24 protein-coding genes, 1 tRNA gene and 1 pseudogene are annotated in these 24,062 nt (G+C 63.6%); 16 read left to right on the forward strand and 10 right to left on the reverse strand.

The window, feature by feature from the left end; all coding sequences use genetic code 11:
• The first annotated feature begins 272 nt into the window (after positions 1-272).
• From GGD62_RS24585 to GGD62_RS41695, 3 genes are all read left to right on the forward strand, one after another.
• The gene (locus tag GGD62_RS24585; protein WP_092251795.1) at positions 273-1,772 is read left to right on the forward strand and encodes a HAMP domain-containing sensor histidine kinase; all 1,500 of its coding nucleotides are present in this window, start codon (positions 273-275) and stop codon (positions 1,770-1,772) included.
• 256 nt (positions 1,773-2,028) lie between these two features.
• Positions 2,029-2,105 (forward strand) — tRNA-Arg (locus tag GGD62_RS24590).
• Positions 2,106-2,246: 141 nt separating this feature from the next.
• Entirely contained in the window at positions 2,247-2,579 is a 333-nt protein-coding gene (locus GGD62_RS41695; protein WP_312014287.1) for a hypothetical protein, read from the forward strand.
• Between the two features lie 99 nt (positions 2,580-2,678).
• Here GGD62_RS41695 and GGD62_RS41700 read toward each other — a convergent pair.
• Positions 2,679-3,821 (reverse strand): annotated as a pseudogene (locus GGD62_RS41700) (recombinase family protein); the annotation flags it as partial.
• Positions 3,724-4,122 carry a hypothetical protein gene (locus tag GGD62_RS24600; RefSeq protein ID WP_179732270.1) on the reverse strand — a complete coding sequence of 133 codons (399 nt, stop codon included), beginning with the start codon at positions 4,120-4,122 and terminating at the stop codon, positions 3,724-3,726. The pseudogene GGD62_RS41700 and the gene GGD62_RS24600, both read right to left, overlap by 98 nt.
• Positions 4,123-4,644: 522 nt before the next feature.
• Between GGD62_RS24600 and GGD62_RS24605 the strand changes: the two genes are divergently transcribed.
• Together GGD62_RS24605 and GGD62_RS24610 are read left to right on the forward strand one after the other, a co-directional pair.
• On the forward strand, positions 4,645-5,487 hold the full coding sequence (locus GGD62_RS24605; RefSeq protein ID WP_183234601.1) for a hypothetical protein: 843 nt from the start codon (positions 4,645-4,647) through the stop codon (positions 5,485-5,487).
• A gap of 318 nt (positions 5,488-5,805) precedes the next feature.
• Positions 5,806-6,690, forward strand: coding sequence for a DUF6538 domain-containing protein (locus GGD62_RS24610; protein ID WP_183710637.1), 885 nt, complete (start codon positions 5,806-5,808; stop codon positions 6,688-6,690).
• 300 nt (positions 6,691-6,990) lie between these two features.
• Here GGD62_RS24610 and GGD62_RS24615 read toward each other — a convergent pair whose 3' ends face one another.
• A complete protein-coding gene (locus GGD62_RS24615) occupies positions 6,991-7,380 on the reverse strand; it encodes a hypothetical protein (RefSeq protein ID WP_183710638.1) in 390 nt (129 codons plus the stop codon).
• Positions 7,381-7,441: 61 nt separating this feature from the next.
• Between GGD62_RS24615 and GGD62_RS24620 the strand changes: the two genes are divergently transcribed.
• From GGD62_RS24620 to GGD62_RS24630, 3 genes are all read left to right on the forward strand, one after another.
• Entirely contained in the window at positions 7,442-7,729 is a 288-nt protein-coding gene (locus GGD62_RS24620) for a hypothetical protein (RefSeq protein ID WP_183710639.1), read from the forward strand.
• Positions 7,730-7,936: 207 nt separating this feature from the next.
• Positions 7,937-8,293, forward strand: a complete 357-nt coding sequence (gene queD, locus GGD62_RS24625) for a 6-carboxytetrahydropterin synthase QueD (RefSeq protein WP_018321167.1) — start codon at positions 7,937-7,939, stop codon at positions 8,291-8,293.
• Positions 8,294-8,419: 126 nt separating this feature from the next.
• A complete protein-coding gene (locus GGD62_RS24630; RefSeq protein ID WP_183710640.1) occupies positions 8,420-9,322 on the forward strand; it encodes a hypothetical protein in 903 nt (300 codons plus the stop codon).
• 72 nt (positions 9,323-9,394) lie between these two features.
• Here the strand turns inward: GGD62_RS24630 and GGD62_RS41885 are convergent, their stop codons facing one another.
• The 3 genes from GGD62_RS41885 to GGD62_RS24645 all read right to left on the reverse strand — a co-directional run bounded on the left by GGD62_RS41885 (position 9,395) and on the right by GGD62_RS24645 (position 10,882).
• On the reverse strand, positions 9,395-9,562 hold the full coding sequence (locus GGD62_RS41885) for a hypothetical protein (RefSeq protein ID WP_409333964.1): 168 nt from the start codon (positions 9,560-9,562) through the stop codon (positions 9,395-9,397).
• Positions 9,563-9,757: 195 nt separating this feature from the next.
• Positions 9,758-10,045, reverse strand: a complete 288-nt coding sequence (locus GGD62_RS24640) for a type II toxin-antitoxin system ParD family antitoxin (RefSeq protein ID WP_183710642.1) — start codon at positions 10,043-10,045, stop codon at positions 9,758-9,760.
• A 66-nt stretch (positions 10,046-10,111) separates the two neighbouring features.
• Positions 10,112-10,882, reverse strand: coding sequence for an IclR family transcriptional regulator (locus GGD62_RS24645; protein ID WP_183710644.1), 771 nt, complete (start codon positions 10,880-10,882; stop codon positions 10,112-10,114).
• A 194-nt stretch (positions 10,883-11,076) separates the two neighbouring features.
• On the opposite strand from GGD62_RS24645, the gene GGD62_RS24650 reads away from it, so the two are divergent.
• The 3 genes from GGD62_RS24650 to GGD62_RS24660 are packed head-to-tail and all read left to right on the forward strand — an operon-like array spanning position 11,077 to position 15,007.
• Positions 11,077-11,868: an enoyl-CoA hydratase/isomerase family protein gene (locus GGD62_RS24650; protein WP_183710646.1), complete on the forward strand. Its 792-nt coding sequence runs from the start codon at positions 11,077-11,079 to the stop codon at positions 11,866-11,868.
• Positions 11,869-11,871: 3 nt separating this feature from the next.
• A complete protein-coding gene (locus GGD62_RS24655; RefSeq protein ID WP_183710647.1) occupies positions 11,872-13,959 on the forward strand; it encodes an acetate--CoA ligase family protein in 2,088 nt (695 codons plus the stop codon).
• 22 nt (positions 13,960-13,981) lie between these two features.
• Complete coding sequence (locus GGD62_RS24660; RefSeq protein ID WP_183710648.1) at positions 13,982-15,007, forward strand: tripartite tricarboxylate transporter substrate binding protein; 1,026 nt, start codon at positions 13,982-13,984, stop codon at positions 15,005-15,007.
• A 97-nt stretch (positions 15,008-15,104) separates the two neighbouring features.
• Here GGD62_RS24660 and rnk read toward each other — a convergent pair whose 3' ends face one another.
• The 3 genes from rnk to GGD62_RS24675 form a co-directional block, all read right to left on the reverse strand.
• Positions 15,105-15,518: a nucleoside diphosphate kinase regulator gene (gene rnk, locus GGD62_RS24665; RefSeq protein ID WP_183710649.1), complete on the reverse strand. Its 414-nt coding sequence runs from the start codon at positions 15,516-15,518 to the stop codon at positions 15,105-15,107.
• A 10-nt stretch (positions 15,519-15,528) separates the two neighbouring features.
• A complete protein-coding gene (locus GGD62_RS24670; protein ID WP_312014288.1) occupies positions 15,529-15,990 on the reverse strand; it encodes a GreA/GreB family elongation factor in 462 nt (153 codons plus the stop codon).
• Positions 15,991-16,284: 294 nt separating this feature from the next.
• A complete protein-coding gene (locus GGD62_RS24675) occupies positions 16,285-16,611 on the reverse strand; it encodes a hypothetical protein (RefSeq protein ID WP_183710650.1) in 327 nt (108 codons plus the stop codon).
• A gap of 214 nt (positions 16,612-16,825) precedes the next feature.
• On the opposite strand from GGD62_RS24675, the gene GGD62_RS24680 reads away from it, so the two are divergent.
• Positions 16,826-17,512: a class I SAM-dependent methyltransferase gene (locus GGD62_RS24680; protein WP_312014289.1), complete on the forward strand. Its 687-nt coding sequence runs from the start codon at positions 16,826-16,828 to the stop codon at positions 17,510-17,512.
• A 13-nt stretch (positions 17,513-17,525) separates the two neighbouring features.
• A complete protein-coding gene (locus GGD62_RS24685; RefSeq protein WP_018321179.1) occupies positions 17,526-18,569 on the forward strand; it encodes a zinc-binding dehydrogenase in 1,044 nt (347 codons plus the stop codon).
• Here GGD62_RS24685 and GGD62_RS24690 read toward each other — a convergent pair.
• The gene (locus GGD62_RS24690; protein ID WP_312014290.1) at positions 18,566-19,705 is read right to left on the reverse strand and encodes an MFS transporter; all 1,140 of its coding nucleotides are present in this window, start codon (positions 19,703-19,705) and stop codon (positions 18,566-18,568) included. The two genes, GGD62_RS24685 and GGD62_RS24690, sit on opposite strands and share 4 nt — an antisense overlap.
• Positions 19,706-19,927: 222 nt before the next feature.
• Between GGD62_RS24690 and GGD62_RS41550 the strand changes: the two genes are divergently transcribed.
• The 3 genes from GGD62_RS41550 (at position 19,928) to GGD62_RS24705 (ending at position 24,028) form a co-directional block, all read left to right on the forward strand.
• Positions 19,928-20,584, forward strand: coding sequence for a LysR family transcriptional regulator (locus tag GGD62_RS41550; protein WP_018321181.1), 657 nt, complete (start codon positions 19,928-19,930; stop codon positions 20,582-20,584).
• Positions 20,585-20,711: 127 nt separating this feature from the next.
• Positions 20,712-22,883 (forward strand): exopolysaccharide transport family protein, encoded by a 2,172-nt coding sequence (locus GGD62_RS24700; RefSeq protein WP_183710655.1) that lies wholly within the window; start codon positions 20,712-20,714, stop codon positions 22,881-22,883.
• A 2-nt stretch (positions 22,884-22,885) separates the two neighbouring features.
• On the forward strand, positions 22,886-24,028 hold the full coding sequence (locus GGD62_RS24705; RefSeq protein WP_183710657.1) for a glycoside hydrolase family 5 protein: 1,143 nt from the start codon (positions 22,886-22,888) through the stop codon (positions 24,026-24,028).
• The last annotated feature ends 34 nt before the right edge of the window (positions 24,029-24,062 follow it).

Below are 24,062 nucleotides of genomic sequence, written 5' to 3' on the forward strand. Positions count from 1 at the left end.
AGAGCCGCTCCCGGTGTCGCACCGGGTCATCGCGGACAATTTGCGCGGCTTATAAGGGAGTGCCTTCTTTTCGTCAACGCCGCACAAGCGCACGATTCCGGTGAATATCGCTGTTTGTGCGGGGTTTTTAACCCTTGAGGTGGCGACTCGCGATATCAGCGCTTACATCCCACCTCGGCAGATTAGCGATCCGTAATTTGACCGGACCGGGGTCGGGTCGCATCTTCATGCCGCCAATCCTTTACCGGCCAAAGGCAGCGAGGGCGACTTTCGTGGCAGCGACAGACCTCCAGCCGATCCAGGATCAGGATCAGCCGGACCAGCCGGCGATGCGCCCCCGTGGGACGCGCGGCCTCGGGCTGTCCGGCAAGCTGTTGTTGCTCACCGTTCCCCTGGTGATGATCGCGGCCAGCCTGCTCTATGTGCCCGCCATCGCCAACTTCTGGGTCAATCGGCTGAACGACCGCGTCGCCGCCGCCAACACCGCGGCGCTGGTGCTCGATGCGGCGCCGCTCGGCATGGTTCCTGATTCGCTGTCGCGGCAGATCCTGAAGAGCATCAATGCCCGCGCCGTCGCCATCAAGATGGGCCAGCAGCGCCGGCTGCTCGCCAGCGACAACATTCCGGCCGCCATCGAGCATGACATCGACCTGCGCGATATGACGGCATGGGAGGCGATCACCGGCTCGTTCCGGATGATGCTGGAGACCGGCAATCAGGCCATCCGCATCGTCGGGCCCGGCGTCGGCAATGCCCAGTTCATCGAGATCGTCACCGACGAGCTGCCGCTGCGGCAGCAGATGTACCGGTTCTCCCGCAACGTCGTGGTGGTCGCGCTGATCATCGCGGCGCTGACCGCGGGCCTCGTCTATCTCGCGCTTCATTATCTCTTCGTGCGCCCGATGCGGCGGCTGACCGCGAGCCTCGTCGGCTTCCACGAGAACCCCGAAAGCTCAGCGGGGATCATCGTGCCGAGCCAGCGCAGCGACGAGATCGGGGTCGCCGAGCGCGAATTGTCGGACATGCAGCGCGATTTGATGTCGATGCTGCATCAGAAGAGCCGGCTCGCCGCCCTTGGCCTCGCCGTGTCCAAGATCAACCACGATCTGCGCAATCTTCTGGCCTCGGCCCAGCTGCTGTCGGACCAGCTCGCCAGCGTGCCGGATCCGCGGGTGCAGCGCTTTGCGCCAAAGCTGGTGCGCTCGCTTGAGCGCGCCATCGCCTTCTGCCAGTCGACGCTGTCCTACGGCCGCGCCCAGGAGGCCGCACCGGACCGGCGCATGATCCTGATCGAGCCTGTCGTGCTGGAGGTGCGCGAGACCGCGGGCCTCGCCTCCGACGCCTCGATCGCCTGGGTCGCCGCGATCGATCGCGGGCTTGCGGTCGATGCCGATCCCGATCAGCTGTTCCGGGTGCTGCTCAACCTCGTCCGCAACGCCGCCCAGGCGCTGGAAAGTCACGCCTCCGGCGAGGGCGGGGTGCAGCAGATCCGGATCACGGGAAAACGCGAGGGCGCGGTCGCAATTCTCGAGGTTTCCGATACCGGCCCCGGTGTCCCCCCGAAGACCCGGGAGCACCTGTTCGAGGCGTTCCAGACCTCCGGCCGCCCCGGCGGCAGCGGCCTTGGCCTCGCCATCGCCGCCGAGCTGGTCCGCGCCCATGGCGGCGATATCCACCTGGTCGAAGGCACCATCGGCGCCACTTTCCGCATCGTCATTCCCGACCGCCCCGTCGAGCTCCTCTCCATCCGCAACGAGCGGCAGAGGGCCTAGTCGGCCAGAGGCCTATAATCTCCCGTCATTCCGGGGCTCGCGTAGCGAGAACCCTCCCGAGCTTTGGCGCAAGATTTCGGGTTCGACGCTGCGCATCGCCCCGGAATGACATCCAAACCGTCATTTCCCTGCAAAATCTCCCCATCCCGGACCTTGCCAATCGGGGCAAGAGCGGTTAGTCAGAGCGCTCTTTCGCACCCCCTCCGGCTTTGCCGGGGGCTGCCTGCGGGCCAAGCCCGCGCTGTTTGCGAAAAACGCGCCCGTAGCTCAGCTGGATAGAGCATCAGACTACGAATCTGAGGGTCGGACGTTCGAATCGTTCCGGGCGCGCCATTTCGGTACAAGACTGGGCACTCCAAAACCTGCCGATTTTGCGCTCGAAGCAGCGACAAGGGTGCGCAGGAGTACGCTTTTCGATCCCATGATGCGAACCTCTTTCGCGTCCACGTCGACCCGCTGGGCCAGGGCGCGCAGATGGTCGCGGCGGTAACCGCCCGCCTCAGTTCGCATCCGCCTGCGGGCCTGGCTGGCGAAGGTCTTGAGTGCTTGGGGTGTGATGCTTGGCCCAGCCCGATCAAGCGCGCCCTCGGCCCGCTCTGCGTCAGCACGGGCCTGATCCCGGATGCCCTTCAGCTCGGTCACGCGCTCCTTGAGCAGCGGATCGGAGACGTCAGCGATCCCGTTTTCGATCGCGTCGTACAGCCGCTTGAGCTTGGCTTCCGCCTCGGCCGCACGCTTTCGCAATTCGGCAATATGCGTCGTTCGGCGCTCGGCGCGAGCTTTCCGGCGATTAAGGATAGCCGATAGAACTTCCTCGAGACGTTTGGGCTGCAAAAGGCGCTGCTCGATGTGCTCGGCCACCACGCTGTCGAGCTTTTCCATCGGGATGGTGCGACCTTTGCAGCCCGTCTCACCCTGCCGGGCCTTGGTGCAGCAAGTGTAGTACCTGTACCTTCCACTCTTCCCGGTCCTCAGTGTCATCGCCCCACCGCAGGCGGCGCAAAAGCAGATGCCGGTAAGGAGTGTCGGGCCGCTGACGACGCGCGGCGCGGTCAGTGCGGGGCTGCGCGTTTTGAGCAACGCCTGGACGGCCTCGAACTCGGCAGCGTCGATGATCGGCGGTACAGCCATCTCGACCACCTCGGCCTCTGGCTTTCGCTCGCGCGTTTTCCAATATTTGGTGTTGAAGCGATGGCGGCCGATGAATGTCGTTCGCGTCAGTACCTTGTGCACGGCATCAACGCCCCAGCGTCCGCCGTCGCGGGTTCGGATGCCGGATTCGTTCAGGTGTTTAGCAATCGATTTGACGCCCATTGACCCCGAAGAGCCGTTTCCCTCGCGCGCCAGGCGATAGATCAGCCGCACGGTCTCGGCCTGGATGGGATCGATCTCCAGCGTCTTTTTGGTGCGGTGGCCGCGCTGCTCGGCGGCTTCCACAACGCGGTATCCGATCGGCGGCAGCGCGCCATTCCAGAAGCCTTGCCGTGCGTTCTCCTTCATGGCTCGCAACGTGTGCTTGGCGTTCTCCTTCGACTGATATTCGTCGAACAGCGCCATGATCTGGCGGATCATGTTGCTCATCGGATCGTCGCCGAGCTCCTGCGTGATCGACACCAGCCGCACGCCGTTCTTGGCAAGCCGACGGACATAAAACTCAAGCTGGAACTGATCGCGGAAGAAGCGACTGAAGCTGTGCACCAGGATCACGTCGAACGCCGGCGGCTTGACCGTCGCGGCGTCGATCATGCGCTGGAACTCCGGCCGCCGATCGTCGGTCGCGGACGCACCTGGCTCGACATAGTCGGCGACGATCTCCCAGCCGCGCGACGCGCAATAACCCTTCGCCTGACGACGCTGGTCCGGAATGGAGAGATCGCTGTCGGCCTGCCGTCCCGTTGAGACCCGCAAGTAGAGCGCCGCCCGAACTGTTACAGCCATGGTGATGTCCCCTTCAGCAGTCTCCAAGTAGCTCGTCGAACAGTTCGCCGAACCAAGCCTCGAAGACGGCGATCTCGGCTTCAGTAACCGGCACGTCTTCCGGCCAGTCATCCGTCACCGTCCATGTCACAGAAGTGCGCTTCGCTCGTCGCGGGCTAGGACGAGCGGGCGCCACTGCATAGTCGTAGAGATCGTCGCATTGCGCGTTGGTCGACACGCGCCGCTGCGATTCTTGAGAGCGAGCCATGGCGCGATTGTGGCAAGCCTGGTCGATCCACTGAACAACCGAAGTGCGCGCCACATCACGCTGTGGTGCTCCGACCTTGCGCTCCGTCTGCCGCGTGAGCGTAATCGCACACAGCAAGCCTTGATCGGATGGCAGCAAAGAGCCGGGCCAGCGGGGCGCAGTCAAGGCCGCAAGCCGGCGGAGCCGGTCGCGCGAGGCGCGGGCCTTGACGGCGTTCCGTTGGTCCGGCAGCAGTCTCCCATGCGATCATGGCGGACATCCATGCCGAGCATGCGCGACTAGACGCTATGCTGCGAACGATGGCGCTCGGAATGTTGATTTTGATTGCTTTCTCGGGTCGAGCGGCACCAGGCCGTCTCATATGGTGCCGCTGCAGTGCCATCCAAAACAATGTGCAGACAAACACTTACGACCCCCCACGGCCCGGAGCGACACCGTCGCTTTTATCTAGCCGTCCTAATCGGTCGCGCTCTGCGTCCCGTCAAGACAGGCGCGCGGCACCCGGTTGGTAATGTCGGGCATCGTCGACGGCGGACGAGAAGGCGGACGTGGAAATGTCACGCGAATGCCCTTGAGCGGGCCAACGGAGTTTCATCTTTTGTCTCCGCAACGCGGTGAACGTAGTCATTGCCCAGCAGTGCCATTACGGATAGGGCAATTGTGTTCTGGAGGCGTAGGAGGCGGCTCATGTCGCGTGATAAGAAGGCCCTTCAAATACTTCTTGACACCCATTGGTCGCCAAAGGGTTGGAAGCGAGACAAAGCGATCGAACCCGCCGATTTCGAGTGCGCTCGGCAGGCTGGTTACATGTTCGATCCCGTTGCGGTAACCCACGACGACATCGTCGCACGGCTGCTCACTATTCGTAACCGCGTAAGCCTAGAACAGGTAACAGACGCCTTTCTGGCCAGCCTCAGCACACGTCGGCTTGAGTTGCGCTCAGCGCTCGGCAGCTACTCCTTCGCCGCACACTTCCCGGATCATCGACTTGTCGAACAGGCCCGCGGTCAAATGCCGAGCGGCCGGCTGCATTGTCGCCTCTGTGGCCGTTACGGCCATTCCGCCGCAGAGCAGGAAGACCTCAACGTCCTGAGTTTCGAGAGATGGAAATGGGGCGGCGTTCGTCATCTAGATCCACTGTATTGCTGGTTCGACCTAACGCAATTCGAGAAAGCCAGTTTGGCTGCACCGACACAGGAGGACTATTCGATCCTCGCCCGAATCGTCGAAATAGTGTCTGGCCTGCCTCCGAAGGCGAAGCCGAATGAGCTAGAGAAGCGCATCAGCAAGGTGATCAAGTCTAACGGCTCGGAGCGGCGCGTGCTCATCGAAATTCTTGGGTATTGCGGTGTTCTCAAACCGGCAGGCCGCTGCGGTTTTTTGCAAGCATTTACGTCAAATGAGCTTAGAGACCGGCCTCCCGATCACACCAATGACTGGAACTATCCAGTCATCTGGTGGCAAGGCGCAGATGGCGTTGACAAAGATGCGCTCAATCGCCTTTTCCCGAAAATTGCAACCGTGGTCTAAAGCCAAATCCTCGATATCTGCTTCTCGCATATCACGTCGATCGGGGCATTGATCGAAACGGCCGCTGTCAAGGGATGACCGGACACCCGGCGAAATCGGGGAATAGCGCCCGCGAGGCGTAGCGCAGGATCGCAGGCCGTCGCTGTTTTGCCGATTGGAGCGCGTGGCGGATTGCGGCATCATAGGGGAATAGCGAAGCAATAGTGCCCATCTTCATCGGCCGTGGCGCGCCACCATCTCGCGAAGCACTTGTTTTCCGAGAAGATTTAGCCAAATCAACAGCTTCGTCCTGCCGCACTGGTATCAAGCGGTGGGATCATGGCGCGTGTTGTGGGAATGGGTCTGATAAAGAACGAGCACAGTGTTTGGTGCGTGCGCCAGAAGGTGCCGAAGCGCTTGGAAGAAGCGGTCGCGAGAGTTCAGGGCTCCACCAAAGCGCGCCAGCCGTGGCTCAAGCGTTCATTGCGGACGAAGGACGAGAAGCGCGCCAAGGTGCTCGCGAAGCCGGTCATGATGGAGTTCGACCGCATCCTTGCGCAGGCCGAGGCTCTGCTTGTCGAACAGCCCGTTCGCACCTTCCTGACCGAAGCCGAAATCAAGACCATTAGCGACTATTTCTATGCCCACGAGCTGGGCGTAGACGAAGAGCTGCGCGAGGAGGGCATCGGGTCCGATGAGGTGTTTGCGGACGTTCACCGTCAGCTCACCGAAGCCGGTGTTGAGTTCGCTACTCCATTTGAGGTCCCGCAGACGACTTCCGGTCTCTCCGACCGGATGATGCACAAAATCGAGGAGGACACCTCGACCGTGCTTCCCGCCCTCAAAGAAGCCTTGGCACGCGGCAAGGTCGATTTCATCCGCTATGAGGTGAACGAGCTGCTTCAGGTCTTCCGCATCAACCTCGACCCCCATTGTCCCGACTTTCGCAAGCTGGCACTCGCGGTCATGAGGGCGGAGGTCCGCGCATTGGAGGCGGTTCAAGCGCGACACCGTGGTGAGCCCATTGAGAGCCCGAAGCTGGTCGAACCCAGCGCCGCCCTCAACGTCTCCTCGTCAGGCTCAGGGCTTCGTGCTGCTTACGAAGGGTCGCGGCGTGCGCGGATAGGCCGAAAGGCCGTCCATACAAGGAAGCGAGGAAAACTGCTGCTGCCGGGATTGATACCAGCAGAGATAATAGAAGCCCCCCTCGTCCAGCGATCATAAGCCCGAAGGCCGGGGTCACGATGAGCGCAACAAGCGTCGCGAGATAGGGCCGACCTGCAACCCACCGGGGAAACAAGAAGCACACCGCTGATGCCAATCCAACCAGCGGCAGGGAAAACACTGCCAGCATCTTTGTTAGCCATAGGGCTTCGTCAAGACGTCCAAAGATGCTCCCAAGCAGAAGAAGCAGCAGCAAAGCAGCCGCCCATGCCCCGACAAATCTCAGAGTGACCATCAGACGCAGTGTCATTTCCAACCCCAAGCGCTCGTTCTCCGTGATGAGCTACATGTGGTCCGTCGCTACGGCGTTTTGAGCAAGTATGATACGATACCTGCACCCAGCAGGAACGAAGCAATGGACAGCAGCGGTACAAGGTAGGCGGCGCGTGTTCGTCCGAAGACGGCCAAGATTGCGGAAACCGCCTGCCCGATCAGTAGTGCCGGTATTCCCCCAAAATACGACACGGAATAGATGGTCGAGGCAACTTTCCAAGTCAGCGGATTGGTAGGTCGCTCCGCGAAACCAAACCCCAGCGGTGAAAGAAACCAAACGAAGGCGCAGAGAACCGCGAGCACGGTGGTCAACACAAAGAAAAAGGGAAAGAAAAATTGCGCAGCGCGGTCTATGTCCATCTTTCGGCCCGTTTGGGTCCCGGTGCGCCGGGCAACTGAGGCCTCGTTGGTACCCATGACGAACTCACAGATGGTATTCGATGAAGTTGTAAACCTGTCTCACCGAGCCTAAAGCGCCATGGTTCGCAACCTACTTGCCATCGGCACAGTCATTGCATTCTTCGCGACCATCGCCTCCGCCGCCGCCGGAAGCTATTTCGGCATCCGTGCGGCCCTGAACGTCGCTCCTGATGGTCCGCGCCGATGGATTGTAAAGGTCTGGCGGTTGAATGCCATTCTTTTCCCTGATGAGCTTTCTGCCTCCGGCCAGCAATACAGGCTGCGATACTTGAGGGCGTTGATTGCGGTCCTATGCTCAGGCGCAGCAATGGCCGCGTTTGCCATCGCGTTATCCAAAGCGAGTTAGGAACTGCAAAACGCCTTGGCGCTGGTACGCCTAAGTGGTATCAAAGAGTTCGGCAGGACGGCTAAAACCACCGTGATTACAAGGCGTTCTTCGTGAATGTGCCACCTCGTTCCGGGCGCGCCATTCTTCGCCGAAAGGTCAGGACCTAGCAGCATCTGGTCGCCAGACGGGCCCGAGACCGGATGGCGACGCCGTGTGAGGAGCGGAATGAAGATATCGCAGGCGTTCAAGTTCGAGGCGGCGCATCGGCTGCCGAACGTGCCCGAGACCCATCGATGCCGCCGGTTGCATGGTCATTCCTATCGGGTCGAGGTCCAGTTGGACGGGCCGGTCGACCCGCATACCGGCTTCGTCGCGGATTTCTTCGACATCGAAAAAAGCTTCGCCGACATCCTGGGCGCGCTGGATCACCACTGCCTGAACGAGGTCAAAGGCCTCGAGAACCCGACCGCCGAGAATATCGCGATCTGGATCTGGGACCGGTTGAAGCCGAGCCTTCGACAGCTGTCGGCGGTCCGTGTCTATGAAACGGCGGACTGCTGGGCCGAATATAACGGGCAGTAGCGATGGCCCTGCGCTGATCCCGCGCGGGCCGTCCTTGGCTCGGCTGGATAGAGCATCAAACGACGGATCTGAGGGGCGGACGTTCGAATTGTTCCGGACGCGCCCTTTCGATAGTAAGTACGTCCCATGCGTACCATCGATCGCCTGTGCTCCTGCCTCGTTCTGTTCCTTGCAATCGCAGCCGTCCCCGCGCTTCCCGCGCGCGCGGCCGAAACCTGCCCGTTCATCAGCGCCAAGGATCTCGCCGCCGCGATGCCGGCGCTCAAATGGTCGCTGATTTCAAATCAGGACGGCCGTGGCTGCATCTACCAGGCCGGGCGCGGCGACACGATGATGCTCTCCGTGTTCCGCAACCCGGACAAGGACCGCGCCAGGGAATTGTACGCGACCTTCGTCAAGACGCTTGGCGAGCGCATGCCGCTTAACGCAGTCGCGGGGATCGGCGACGAAGGCCAGGGCGGAACGAGCGCGGCCGGCGCAGAGCGCCAGGAGGCCTCGGTCGTCGCCTTGTCCGGCGATTACATTCTGCAGATCACCGTCTATCCGGTCGGCCGGCGTGCCGACGACGCGCTGCTCGGGCCGGTCACCGAAGCCGCGCGCGTGGCCATCGCCAGCGTGAGCAAGAGCAGCGAGCGGTTCGGCAATTGCGAGTGGCTCACGGCCGCGGATGCCGACGGCTTTCTCGACAAGAGCACGCTGACGGTCCAGCGCACCGGCGCGGGCAGCTGCATGATGTTCGATCGCGACGCCAACACCATGATCGTCGCGGTGATCGCGACCTCGCGCGACACCGCCATCGGCATGATGAAGCGCGCAGGTCCCTGCAAGCACGCGGCGATCCCCGAGCTTGGCAGCGAGGCGTTCGGTGAGCATTCCTGCACCAAGGGCAACGGCAACGCCGTCACCATCTATGTCTGGAAGAACGGCAGGCAGGCTTCGATCGTGTTTGCCCCGGTCAAGCCGCATCCGGAATCCGGCTCGGTCGAGCGCTTGAAGGCGGTCGCCGGGCGGGTCTATGGGAAATTGTAGCGGCGCAATTCCACGCCAGAGCATGCTGGCGTATCCAGAGGCCTCGAGAGCGCTCTCTGAAATGCCGCGAGCCTACTCTGTGCCTTCGTCGCTGGCGGGTGGAACGTGGCGCCGAAAGTCCATTCTGTCGTGAAGGATGCGCACGATTTCGATCGTGCTGTCCGCCGCGGCCCGATACATCAGGAAATGGCTTCCGCGACGGCCGTGCCGCGCCACGTGAAGCGTGCGAAGGTCTGCCATGATCTCGTCCCGCGGCCTGGAGCCCGCAACATTGGGACGTCGGCAAGCTCGCCCATCGCCTGAACAAGGGTGTCGCGATAGCTTCGAGATTGTCGCGCGCCAAAATTCTCTGTGGTCCACCTGAGGATGTTGGCGAAATCGACCTCTGCGGCTGCACCGAGACGAACGCGCCATCTCCGCCCGGCCATGACGGCTCTATTCGGCGGTTCGGGAGATGATCTTCTCCGAGAGATCGTTCAAATAGGTTTGCAGGTCCTCGATACTTCCGAATTCCTTGAAGTCTCCCTGGTCCAATGCCCCGACACCGGCGCGCGCCGCGGCCCGCAGGGCTTTCAGCTTGCCTGCATCCTCCGCCTCGCGTTGCTCCACGAGCCGCAACCCGTCGCGCAGCACCTCACTGGCATTCTGGTCGCGGCCAGACTTGACGAGGGTCTCAAGGAGCTCTTCCTGACGCTCAGTCAGCACGACGTTTCGGGTGGGCATCGGCATTTCCCTGTTGCTCAAAGCCAGGCAACCTATGGCATATTATGCCATGGGCGTGTGATCTCCTCAACCCAGCACCTCCTTGCACTTTGCCGCAAACGCGTTGAGGTACGCGCCGAGTTCGCTGGCCAGCGCAACGGACCGCTCGACATTTTGCAGGCTCATGTTGAGGGCGTAGACCGGAAGCCCGGCCAGCACGATGGGCGTGGCAACGGCGAGAACGCCGGGTTGCCACGACACTGCGCAATAACCGTTGCGTTCGACCGCGCGTATCGATGTCCTGACGTCCGCAAGCAGCGCCTTCGTGGCCGCCGCGCTGCGCCGCTTGAACTGCTTCAGCAATCGCTCGCGCTCGGCCTCGGCAACGCCGGCCAGATAAGCGCGCCCGAGCGACGTCAACTCCATCGGGACCTGCTGACCCGCGACGACGTTCCGCAGTGCCGCTCGGGGGCTGTAGCGGATCGACTCCAGGTAAACCATCATGGCTCGATCCGCCGTCGCGAGGCCCACGTTGAGCCGGCGCTTGGCCGATTCGGCCCGCATCATCGGTCCGATCGCGTTGAGCACCGGTGATCCCGTCCGCATCGCGTGACCGATGCTGATGACGGACGCGGCAAGCCGGTAGGTCCGCATCGCGCGGACTTCGTCGAGCATCCCGGAATTGACCAGCGTTCGCGTCAGCCGGCTGACCGTCGATCGCGGCAGTCCTGTTCGCTCCGCAATCTCGCCATTGCCAAGCGTGTCGACGCCGGGCCGGAATGACCGGAGGATCTCGATGCCCCGTTCGAGTGAGCGGTTGCCGTCCACCCCGCCCGCATATCTGCGCGCCTGCGCCACATCCAGCCTCCGTCCAGCGTTTCCACTAAGTGGAATTAGGGGGATGTTCCGGCAGGCGCAAGCCGCTATCAGCACCGGGAAGAAGAATGCCCGGCCGTGCTGGGGCTCAACGAGGAAACGGCACCGCCGAAATCGGCAACCGACATCCGCAATGCGTCGCGGTGATCGATCCGACTCGAACCAAGGAGCTTGTCATGTCCTATCAGCTCATCGAATTTTCGGTCGCGGCGGGTGTCGCGACGATTGCATTCAACCGGCCGGACCGGCGCAACGCCATGAGCGACGACATGCGCTCGGAGTTCGTTGCTGCGCTCGAAACCGTGGCTCGGGACAAAGCGATCAAGGCTCTGGTGCTGACGGGGCGCGGCAGTGCGTTTTGTGCCGGCGGCGACATCAGCGGAATGAAGCGCCGGCTCGAGGCGCCGCAGGGCGAAGTCGCATTCAACGGATGGAGCCGTCAGCAGGGCGTGCATCACGTGCAGTCGCTGCTGCTGGGCCTGCCGAAACCGACGATCGCCGCCGTCAACGGCGCCGCGGCGGGTCTCGGCGCGGACACCGCGCTGGCCTGCGACTTCGTCATGGCAACGGAGCGATCGAAATTCACCTGGTCCTACATCAAGCGCGGTTTGATCCCCGACGGCGGCGGCCTGTATTTCCTGCCGCGCCGGGTCGGGCTTCCCACGGCCAAGGAGCTGATCTTCACCGGACGCGTCGTCGAGGCCGACGAAGCGCTCGCGCTCGGCATCGTCGATCGCAAGGTGGCCTCGAGCGAGCTCCTGCCGGCCGCGCAGGTCTGGGCGGCCGAACTGGCTCAAGGCTCTCCCACCGCGCTGGCGTTGGGCAAGAAGATCCTGAACGAGACGTTCGAGCATTCCGCCAACGACATCTTCAGTCTCGGCAGCCAGGCGCAGGCCATCTGCTACACCAGCGCGGAGCATCGGGATGCGGTGACCGCATTCCTTGCGCAATCCGCGTCGAAGGATTGAGCCATGGATGCGATCGAACGCCTGATCCGGCCCCGCAGCGTCGCCATCATCGGCGCTTCAGCGGACCCGAGCAAGACGTCGGGGCGGCCGGTGTCCTATCTCCGGAAGCATGGCTTTGCGGGCGCGATCTATCCCGTCAATCCGAAAGTCGCGAGCATCGGCGGTCTGACTTGCTACCCCGACATCGCCTCGCTGCCCGATGTGCCTGACGTCGGCCTTGTCCTGCTCGGTGCCGAGCGCGCGCACGTCGCGGTGCGCGAATTGTCCGAGCGGGGCGCCGCCGCGGCGATCGTCCTTGCCAGTGGCTTCACTGAAACAGGGGCGGAAGGCGCCGAGCGGCAGAAGCAGCTCATGCAGGCCGCCGGCTCCATGCGGATCCTCGGGCCGAACACGATCGGCCTCGTCAATCTCACCGACAATATCGTGCTGTCGGCGTCGGGCGCGCTGGCGATGGATGACTTCCCGGCGGGGTCCATCGGATTGATCTCGCAAAGCGGGGGCATTCTCGGCGCCTTGCTGTCGCGCGCCGCGGCGCGCGGGGTCGGTCTGTCCAAGCTGGTGTCGACCAGCAACGAGGCCGATCTCGACCTCGCCGATTTCATCGATTTTCTCGCCGACGACAGCGCAACCAAGGTCATCGCGCTCTATGTCGAGGCGATCCGCAATCCGGCTCGCTTTCGCGAGTCGGTTTTGAAAGCGCGCCGCGCCGGCAAACCCATTGTCGCCTTCAAGATCGGTCGATCGGAAGCGGGCGCACAGGCGGCGGTCTCGCACACCGGCGCGCTGGCCGGCTCCGATCGCATGTATGACGCCTTGTTCAGGCAAGTCGGCGTGATCCGCGCCAAAACGTTCGAAGACCTGCTCGATATTCCCGCAGCCCTTGGTGCGGGACGGAAGCTGTCCGGCCGGCGTGTTGCGATTCTCACCTCGACCGGCGGCGCCGGCACGATCGTATCAGACAGTCTCGGCGTCGCCGGCTTTGTGACACCCGCCCCCGATGCTGAGACGGCCGGGCAATTGCGCGCGCTGCAGTCGGGACCGCAAGCCAACCTCGATCGCAACCCGATCGATGTGACCCTCGCCGGCCTGCAGCCGGATCTGCTGCGCGCCGCCATCCGCATCCTGCTCGCAAGTCCCTCCTACGATGCGCTGGTCGTCATTGCCGGCTCGTCGGCCGTGGGATCGCCGAGCCTGATGGCCGATGCCATCCACGACTGCCTGCCGCTGAGCGACAAGCCCGTTATTGCCTATGTGAGCCCCTACGCGCCCGAGGTGGTTTCCGTCCTCACCCGCCGAGGCGTCCCGGCCTACACGTCCGCCGAAAGCTGCGCCGCTGCGCTCGATGGGCTCTTGCGCGCCGTAAAGCCGGAGCAGGTCCAGAGACCCACCTTGCCCCTGACGGCGGCCGATGTCAGCGACTTCCCGGCGGGATCGCTGGATGAGGCTCAAGCCAAGGCGTTGTTCGCCCGCTTTGGTGTTCCGGTCGTGGCAGAGAAAGTGGTCGCAACGGCGAGCGAAGCGGAACAGGCCGCACGAGACTTCGGCGGCCGGGTCGTGCTCAAAATTCTCTCTCGCGAGATCGCGCACAAGAGCGATGTCGGCGGCGTCGCGGTCAACCTGACTGCCGAGACGATCAGTGGCCGCCTGACGGCGATGGCAGACGAGGTCGAGACCAGGGTCGGGACGCGGCCCGACCAATTCCTGGTTCAGGAGATGGTTTCCGATGGCGTCGAGATCATTCTCGGAATGCATCGCGATCCCTTGGGAACGGCTATCCTCCTCGGAATGGGCGGCGTCGCGGCCGAACTGTTCAAGGACACGACGATGCGCCTGCTGCCACCGGACGGCAGCCTCGGCCAGGCCGAGGCCCTCGCGATGGTGCGTGATCTCGTCACCTGGCCGTTGCTGGACGGTTTTCGGGGCCGGCCGAAATGCGATGTCGAAGCGCTCACAGAAGCGGTCGTCGCTTTCTCGCGCATGGTTGCGCAGCTCGGTGATCGCCTCGTCGAGGCCGAAATCAATCCGGTCTTCGTGCTGCCGGCGGGCCGGGGCGTGAAGGCGGCAGACGGATTGGTTGTTCTCAATGTCTGAACAAAATCGGATGGAGCTCCAGATGGCCAGTGGCGGAATCATCAATCACGACGGCGCGCGCAGGAAAGATTTCGCCGTGCGGCGCTGGCGAGGTCTTGCCATTCTCGCCTGTGCTGTCGTCTCGGGGCTCGGACTGACGCCGGCGCGCGCCGAATATCCCGACAAGATCATCAAGATCGTTGTGCCCTTCGCAGCCGGCGGCGGGACCGACATCATGGCGCGAACGACGGCGCAGGAGATCCAGACGGATCTCGGCAAGTCCGTCATCATCGAGAACAAGCCGGGCGCCGGGACCATCATCGGGACCCAGACGGTGGCGACCAGCGAGCCCGACGGCTATTCGCTCCTGATGGCGACCTTCGCGCACGCGGTCAATCCGAGCCTGTACAAAAAGCTGCCGTTCGATCCGCACAAGGATTTCGCGGCGGTCTCGCTGATCGCGCGATCCTTCAATATCGTCGTCGTCAACCCGGCCTCCAAGATCAACTCGATCTCCGATTTGATCGCAGAAGCCAAGGCCAATCCGGGCAAGCTCAATTTCGGGACATTCGGCACCGGCACCTCGGCCCATCTCGCCGGCGAGCTGTTCAGTGCGATGGCCAAGGTCAAGATGACGGCGGTGCCCTACAAGGGTGCGGCACCCGCGATCAGCGATCTCTTGGGCGGCCAGATCGACGTGATGTTCACCACCGTGGCAAGCGCGGCCTCGCTGGTGGCTGCAGGCCAGCTCCGGGCGCTGGCTGTCACGTCCGCCGAACGTTCGGCGGCATTTCCGCAATTGCCTGCTGTCGCCGAGGCCGGGGTGCCCGGCTATGCCGCCGAATCCTGGTACGGATTGTACGCTCCGGCCAAGACGCCCGCGCCGGTGATTGCGCGTCTCAATCAGGCAATCGCAAAGGCGGTTCAGTCCGGCGCATTCAAGAAGCTGGAGGCCAACGAAGGCCTCATCATGGTCGGCGGCGCTCCGGAACAGCTCGATCGCTATGTCGGGCAGGAGGAGGAACGCTGGCGCAAGCTGGTCAAGGACGCCAACATCGAGGTGCAATAGGACAGCAGGAGGGCGCCTGCGCATTGCCGGAACATTGCGCAAGCACGCTCCGCTATCTGTCCTCGCTAGAGTGTTCTGCTCGGTCGGATGACAGCCCTCATTCGGAGACGACGAGAACGGTCAGCCCCCTGGTGCGCTTGTCCGGCGTCTCGAACTCGATCCGCTGTCCCACCGAGAGGCCAATCAGGGCCGCTCCAACGGGCGTCAGGATCGAGACCCGGTTGAGTTCGATGTTCGCCTCGTGCGGATAGACCAGCACGATCTCCCGGCTCGCACCTGTCCCGTCATCGCGATAGGTTACTTTGGAGCCCATCCTGACCACGCCGCGCAAATCGTTCTCTGCGGCGACCGACGCGCGCTCCAGTTCGCGCGCCAGAAACTGGGCGACACGAGGGAACAGATCCATGGTCGAATTCGCCAACGAGCTGAGACGCCGCGATTCGTCTTCAGTGATCTTGATCGGCGGCAACGCCGGCTGGTCTCGCCGAATCTCGGTTTCGAAGTTGTGCATTTGATGTCTCCTATGCTGCGGTTGGTCCGGGATCGTCATCGAGCGGCTTGCGCCGATGAGCCCGGAAGAGCGGGACGACGTTGGGGCTTGATTGGGTCACGTTCTGAACCCTGACGACGTTCAGGCAGCCGGCGAGGATGTATGGCATTTGGTCGCCGACCTGCAGGCCGATCAAGGCTGCCCCCAAAGGTGTCAGAACCGAAATGCGGGCGGGATCCGACCCACACTCCTCGGGCCAGACCAATTGCACGACGCGACGCGGAACGCCCCAATTCGTGCAATAGGTGACCCATGATCCAACGGTCACCCGCGAACGGAGATCGTCCCAATCGTTCGGTACGATGTCAGCGCGGTTGATCTCACTGATGAGAAATATCCCGTCCAAATCGCCTTTTTGGGCGGCAAGGCGGGCAAGCTGTTCAAGTCGCGGATAGTCCGATGCGGCGAGCGCGATTTTTGGAAGAGGCAGCACGGCACACTCCTTCTGCTTCAGGACGACCTCTCAGGGCGAGGTCACGAAAGCTGGAAAAGAGCCCGGACGGTGCAAGCACCGTCCGGCTAACCGCCTGCTTGGAGGCGGCCGGCGTGAAGACCGAAGCGCGCGGTGCGCGCATCTATGTCGACGACATATGCCATGACGTTCTGACTATAGTGATTCATTTCGCCAGCAACATTGCGGCTAAACCGCACAGTCGCGAGCGATCGAATCGCTGCAACGGCCATAATTCGACGGTGATATGAGCTTCAGTTTTGACAGATCAGGCTTTCACCGCAGCCCCTGTTCGTCGATCAGGATGCGGTGGATCTCGATGCGCTCCGGCAGCTCGATCAGGAATTCCGCGTCGCGCGCGAGATGATGGACCTTGGTCGGCTCACCCTTGGTGAAGGCCGTCATGGCCTTGATGTCCGCCCAATAGGAAATGGTCGTGAACCACGTCTCCTCGTCGCGGTCCTCGCGCAATTGCTGCACACCGAGCGCGGTCTTGAGCAGCGGCGGAATGCCCTCGGACTGCAGATAGGCTTGGTAGGCATTGGCGAGATCGCGGCGGGTGCGACCGCGCCAGATGCGAGCGATGGTCGGCTTGGTCGGCATGGAGGACTCCTTCCGGGCGAAACGCCGTGCTTCGCAGTCCCGTTCCATGCGCCTCCCTGTCGCTGCCGGCGGCGGAACCTGTGCCGGCTGCTGACGCTCCCGTCTCGGAATTCCCCATCATTGATCTGAAGCAATGATGATCCCGACGACCAATGCTAGAACGACTCGCAAGTTGCGACTCAGGGCTTCCAGCCGGTCGTGACAATCGCAGCGCGTGCTGGAATCTGAGGGCTCAATGGGACGACTACTGAATATCGTGACGCCGCTGCATACGGCGACCAAGCGCGACTACATGGGCCGCATGAACGACGACAAGATCGGCTGCTCGCTGAAAGCGCGGGAATACGAGGCCGACTATTGGGATGGCGACCGCCGCTTCGGCTATGGCGGCTATCGCTTCATCGAGGGGCGCTGGGCGCCGGTCGCCAAGGCGCTGATCGAGACCTATGGCCTGAAGGACGGCTCCAGCGTGCTCGACGTCGGCTGCGGCAAAGGGTTCCTGCTGTACGAGATGCAAAAGATCCTGCCGGGCCTGAAGGTCGTCGGCTTCGATATTTCCAAGCACGGCCTCGACAACGCGCACGAGCAGGTGAAGCCGTACCTCTTCAATTACCGTGCCCAGGACATCTATCCCTATGGCGGCGACAGTTTCGATCTCGTCATCTCGCTCGGCACGCTGCACAATCTCCGGCTCTATGAGCTCGAAGCGGCGCTCAAGGAGGTCGAGCGGGTCGGCAAGAACAAATACGTCATGGTCGAGGGCTACCGGAACGTCGCCGAGTTGCACAATCTCGAATGCTGGGCGCTGACGGCGGAGTCCATCCTGCACACGTCAGAATGGATCTGGCTCTACGGCAAGCTCGGTTACACCGGCGATTACGAATTCATCTATTTCGAGTGATCGGGCGCGCCTCATGGATATCAAGACTGCCAAGGCGGCCATTCTCGTCGAATCCGGCAAGCCGCTGATCGTCGACGAGTTCACCTTGCCTGATAGGCTCGAACACGGCCAGGTGCTCGCGCATGTGCATACGTCCAGCATCTGTGGTGCGCAGATCAACGAGATCGACGCCGTCAAGGGCGTCGACAAGTTCCTGCCGCATCTTCTGGGGCACGAAGCGCTGGCAACGATCATCGAAACCGGACCCGGCGTCGTCTCCTGCAAGCAGGGCGACACTGTCGTCATGCATTGGCGGCCCGGCAAGGGCATCCAGGCCAACACGCCGGCCTATTCCTGGCGCGGCAAGCGCCTCAATGCCGGCTGGGTCACCACCTTCAATGAATATGCCGTGGTGTCGGAGAATCGTGTCACGCCCGTTCCAGCCTCGATCGACCGCACCAGCGCGCCGCTGCTCGGCTGCGCGGTGACGACCGCGCTCGGCGTCGTCAACAACGATGCGCAAATCGCCATCGGCGAGGCCGTCGTCGTGTTCGGCGTCGGCGGCGTCGGGTTGAACATCGTGCAATTCGCCGCGATGGTCGGCGCCTATCCTGTCATTGCGATCGACCGCCTCGACAACAAGCTGGCGATGGCGAAGGATTTCGGCGCCACCCACACCATCAATTCCGAAGCGGTCAAGGATGTCGCTGCCGAGGTTCGCTCCATCACCGGCACTGAGGGACCCGACAAGGTCGTCGAGACCACCGGCGTCAAGAATCTGATCGAGCTCGCCTACGAGATCACGGCGAAGAAAGGCCGTTGCATCCTCGTCGGCGTTCCCCGCGAGAAGGCCGAGATCTACACGCTGCCGCTGCACTTCGAGAAGGTGCTGAAGGGCTCGGAAGGCGGGCAATGCCAGCCGGCGCGCGATATCCCGCGTCTCGTTCGCCTGAGCGACGCCGGCAAGGTGAGCTACCGCGGGATCGTGACCCACGAGTTCGCGCTCGACGACGTCAACGACGCACTGGATTTGATGCGCAGCGGCACATCGGGGCGGATCCTGCTGAACATCAGCTAGGCCGCGGCGAAGGCGCCGACAGCACATCGACGCTGGCGCTGCAGCAGCCAGGCTGTGATCGCCATGTTCACGATATTCCAGGCGATGCCATTGACCAGCGCCGAAGCGTAGGAGCCGGTCCAGTCGTAGATCGCGCCGGCCATCCAGGCCCCCAGCGCCATGCCGGCGAGCGTGACCGAGATGGCGAGGCTGACGCGAAAGCCGGCCTCCCTTGCCGGGAACAGCTCACGGATGATCACCGCATAACTCGGCACGATGCCGCCCTGCGCCAGGCCGAAAATGGCGGACACGACGTAGAGCGAGACCAGCCCGTTGAACGGCAGATAGAGCGCGAGTGCCATGGCCTGCATCGCCGAGCCCAGCAGCAAGGTCGGCAGGCCGCCGATGAGGTTCAACACCCAGCCGAAGATCAGACGGCTCGCCACACCAAAGCCGAGCATCACCGCCAGCATTTCGGCGCCGCGCGCGGAGCCGTAGCCGAGGTCGCCGCAATAGGCGACCAAATGGACCTGCGGCATCGACATGGCAACGCAGCAGCACATGCCGGCCAGGGCCAGCAGGCCCTGGGTGACGCCCGGAGACAGGCCGATGGCCTGCATCGTGTTGCCGCAGCTCGCCGCTTGGTGCGCAACCTTGTGGAATACCGGTCGCCGCCGCAGAACGAGACAAAGCGGCAGCATCGTTGCGAGGCAGAACAGGCCGATGCCGATATGGGTCTGCCGCCAACCATGCGCGGCGATGGCATGCTGGACGATGGGTGGCCAGATCACGCCGGCAAGAGAGCCGCCGGCCGTGGCCAGGGAAATCGCAAGGCCCCGGTGCCTGTCGAACCACAGCGATGCGTCGGCCACCAGGGGCGCGAAGCTCGCCGCGCCGCCGAGCCCGATCGTGACGCCTGAGATCGTCGCGAACACGGACAGGTTAGGGGCAAAGGCGGTCAGGACATAGCCGAGGCTCATCAGGATTGTGCCGCCGGCCAGTGGCGGCAGGATGCCGAAGCGATCCGCCAAGCGGCCGACGATGATGCCACCGATCATGAAGCCGATGATGGCGAGCGTGTAGGGCAGGGTCGCCTCCGCGCGAGGCGCATTGAAATCGGCCTGCAACGCCGGCAATGCCACGATCAGCGACCACATGCCAACGCAGCCCAATGCGCTGAGGGCGAGGTGAGGCGAATCCAGGAATACGAATTTTCGATCGACGGCATGTCGGGCACTGCGGCGGGTTTCCTGGGGCTGCATGGAGATCGGCCCTGGGGTATCGCTCGCCGTCAGCGGCGACAAAGCAGGATTTCTCTTTTGTCGAGCGAGCGAAACTCATGCATCCTCCCGGCCTTCCCGCATCGCCCGGAGCCGGCCATGACGTATCTGCTGCCGCCACTCAATGCCCTGCGCGCCTTCGAGGCCGCCGCCCGCCATCTCAGCTTCAAGCAGGCCGCTCACGAGCTGCACGTCACGGCCGGTGCGGTCAGCCAGCAAGTCCGCCTGCTGGAGGAACGGCTGGGGGTGCAGCTGTTCGAGCGACGGACACGGCAGATCATTCTGACCTCTGCCGGCGAAACCTATCTGGCGCGGGTCCGTGACGCCTTTCGTTGCCTTGCCGAGGCCACCGCCGAGCTCAAGCCCGAGGGCGTCACGAGCCTGCTGCATATCGGGCTCCACGCCAGTTTTGCCGTCGATGCGCTGCGGGCGCGCCTGGCGCAGTTCCGTCGGGCCCAGCCCCAGCTCGCCATTCGCATCAGTCAGCCGGCAGGGCTGCACGAGCTGCTCGAAGGCAAGGTCGACGTCGTGATCGCGGACAGGGTGCAACGCTGTCCCGGCTACAAATGCGAGCCCCTGGAGAGCGGCTTCCTGATCGGGCCGCTGGGCACTGCCGATTGTCCGGAGATCGAAACCTTGCGGTCCTGCCTGCTTGGCGATGTCGAGCGCGCGCGGCCGGCCACGCCGAGGGCGCCGCTGGCCGCCAGTGCGGCAGGTCCGGGACGCAGACCATCCAAGCCGTTCTTTTCCGCCTGAACGGGCCTGTTCTCAGGTTTTGCCATGACCGGCTTCGCGCGCCGGCCGTAACCGGCGGTTAACCATGGATATTTACGGTGTCGAAAGCCTCTGAACTGTGACTGTCAGTTGATTTCGAGTCGAGCCCATGGCGTTCGGTAGCCGCGCAACTCCGCGAAGCATCGCCCCGACGGAGCCTGCGGCTTCGTGGGAAGCGCCGCGGGCTGCGCGGATGAAACCTGACGGCGCCGCGCCGGCGCTGATCAAGGGATCGCTGACCGTCACCGGAGTGCTGTCTTTCCTGCGCGAGAACGGCCGGCGCATTCTGACGCTGGCCCTGGCGCTGTTCGCCCTCGGCGTCGTCGTTCTGATGATTCTGCCGGTCCGGTACGCCGCGACCGCCCTGGTCGTGCTCGATCCCCGGGAGCTGCGCGTGACCTCGGATCAGGAGGTGCTGCCGGGCATCGGCCAGGACGCCGCGGCGCTTCAGAGCCAGATCGAGATCGCCAAATCGGACGGCTTTCTCCGCCCCCTGATCGAGCAGCTCAAGATCGCCGATGACGATGATATCGCGGGCGGTCATACCGACATGACGCGCCTGCTCGAGAAATTCCGCAACCGCCTCGAGATCACGCGGCGCGGGCTCACCTACGTCATTGCGATTTCCTTCACCTCGAACCGCCCCGAGCGGGCCGCTTACTACGCCAACGCCATCGCCGAGGCGTTCGTTGCCAGCCAGGGCCGCGTCCGCACCGAGGCCACGGACGAGGCGGCCGACTGGCTCAAGAACCGGCTGAACACGTTGAACGAGCGGCTGCGCGCATCGGAAGACGCCGTCGCCGCCTTCAGGCTCGAGCACAAGATCCTCAATGCCGGCAAGGATTCGACCACGCAGCAATTGCGGGTGACCGATCTCAATCAGCAGGTCTCCGCCGCTCGTCTTCGCACCGAGGAAGCCAAGGCGCGCTACGAGCAGGTGCAACGCGATCTCAAGGCCAACGTCGAAGGTCCCGTGAAGCAGGACCTGTTGAGCATGCTGCGTGCGCAGCGCTCGACCCTGAACGACCAGATTGCGCAGAAGAAGGCGGTGTACGGCGACCGCCATCCCGACCTCGCGATCTCCTACAGCCAGCTGGCCGATATCAACCGGCAGATCGAGGTCGAGCGGAAAAAGAACATCGACACGGCAAAGTCCGAATATGAGGCTCAGCTGGAGCAGCAGAACGCGCTGGAGAAGCAGCTCAAGGCGGTCGAGACGCAGATGCTGGTCGACGGCCAGGCGCTGGTGAAGCTGCAGGAGCTGCAACGGGACGCCGATGCCAACAGGAACATTTACGAGCAGTTCCTGTCGCGGTTCAAGACGACCAACGAGCAGCGTCAGCTGCAAAACTCCCAGACCAAGATCGCTTCGCCCGCCATTCCGCCGCTGCGCTCGACCCGTCCGCCGCTCGCTTTGCTGCTGGCGGCGCTGGCGATCGGCTCGCTGCTGACATCGACCGCCGCCACTGCGGCGATGACAAGCATGTCGGGCGGGCCTGCGCCTGCCGAGGCTGCCGTGCGCGCGGCGGCGCAGGATACGCAAGGCGGGCAAGTCCAGCAGCCGCTCCAGCCGCAAGTCCAGCAGCCCGCCGCCGCCGCGCCCCGGCCCGAGGCGATTCCGCGCCTTCCTGTCTGGGCCCGCATCCCCGATCTTTCGTCCGGAGCCGGGACCAACACCAACACCGTCTGGCAAAGACCGATCGCTGCCTCAGTGGAGCTCGATCTCGGCGCCTATCTGCGGCCTCTGCTCGAGCGGATCGATCGCGTGCCGGTGCGTGGTTGCAAGGTCGCCCTCGTGCTGTCGGTCGGCAAGAGCGCCGGCGGCAACACCGTTGCGCGCTCGCTCAATCGCGCCGCCGTGAACCGGGGCATGATGAGCGTCTTGATCCGGCTGCAGGGCGAATTCGCAGGTCACCAGCCGCCGGTGACCGAATGGAACGACGGCTCGACCACGGCAGGACTCCAGTCGATCGACGAGCTCCTCAGTGCCGGCCGAAAGGCCGATGCGAGGCCCGAGGACGATATTCGTTCGGAGTTCGATCTGATCATCGTCCATGCCGGCAATCTCGCCCTGCAGCCCGACGCCATCGCGCTGGCGGCGCATGCGGACCTGATCGTCCTGGTGACGCGCGCCGGCGAGCTCGGTTCGGCGGCGATGCGCCGGGTGACCGCCGCGCTGTCGAGGTATGAGACCGTGCCGACGGGGCTGGTCATCAATCACGCGCCTGCGGGCTCGACGGCGCCGCACCCCGAGGGCGGCGCATTGGGCCTTGCGGTTTGACGATGAAAGCGGCGCGCCGTCGTTGGCTGACTGCTGCGATGCTGCTGTCGATCTCGTTCGGAGCGCCGGCCTTCGCCGACACTTGCGTGCCCGTGCCGCAGACCGTGGCGCCGGCGAGGCTCGCCGCACTGTCGCGTGGCTTCAATGCCGACGGCTGGATCAACGGCGAGGTGCCAAGCCGCGAGTTGCTGCAGCAACTGCGCCGCGCTGGAATGACTCACGTCCGGCTGCCGGTGCCGGCCGAGCGCGTGATGCCTCGTTTCGCTGCAAAGGCCGAGCGCGACGAGACGCTGCGTGTGCTCGACAAGGCGCTGAAGCAGCTCACCGCGCTCGGCTATTCCATCTCCGTCGATCTTCATCCTGGCGAGCGCTTCAATCGCCTGCACAAGGAAGATCAGGACGCGGCGCTGCGTGAGATGCAGGACGCCTGGGGCAGCCTCGCGGGAGTCATTCGCTCCTATTCGGCCGATCGCGTCTTCGCCGAGCTGCTCAACGAGCCCGATATCGATGCCGACACATGGCAAAGGCAGGTCGAGACGCTCGCCGGCTTCGTCCGCAAATTGCTTCCCGCCACGACCCTCATTGTCGGCCCCGTCAACTGGCAGCGCGCGGACTCGTTGCCGCGGTTTCGTCCGATGGATGATCCCGACATCGTCTATGCCATCCACTTCTATGATCCCATGGTGTTCACCCATCAGGGTCACTGGGATGCGCAGGATCCGCTGCACGACATCATCGATCTGCCTTATCCGATCAACGCCGGCGATCCCAAAGTGCAGGGGCTGCGCCAGGATCTGCAGGCGAGGGGCGCGACCAAGGCGCTCGGCATGCTCGACACTGCAATCGCCGCCGCCAAGGACAAGCCGGCGGCCGATCGCTGGCTCGCGCCGGCGCTCGCATGGCAGCAGCAGTTCAAGCGGCCGATCATCGTCAACGAATTCGGCGTGCTGAAAGCCGGCGCGCCCAGGCAAAGCCGGTTGCGCTGGCTGGCGGACGTCACCGCTTATGCCAGGGAGCATTGCTGGGGCTGGACGCATTGGGAGCTGGCGCAAGGCTTTGGCCTCGTCGACCGCACCACCGGCAGGCCTGATCCCGACGTGATGCGGGCGCTGCTCGGCGGCGCGCCCCGGCCCGCCCGGCGCTGACATCGCACGGGTTCGCTATCATTAACGAATCCTT

The sequence above is a fragment of the Bradyrhizobium sp. ERR14 genome (assembly GCF_014198235.1).
GTDB lineage: Bacteria > Pseudomonadota > Alphaproteobacteria > Rhizobiales > Xanthobacteraceae > Bradyrhizobium.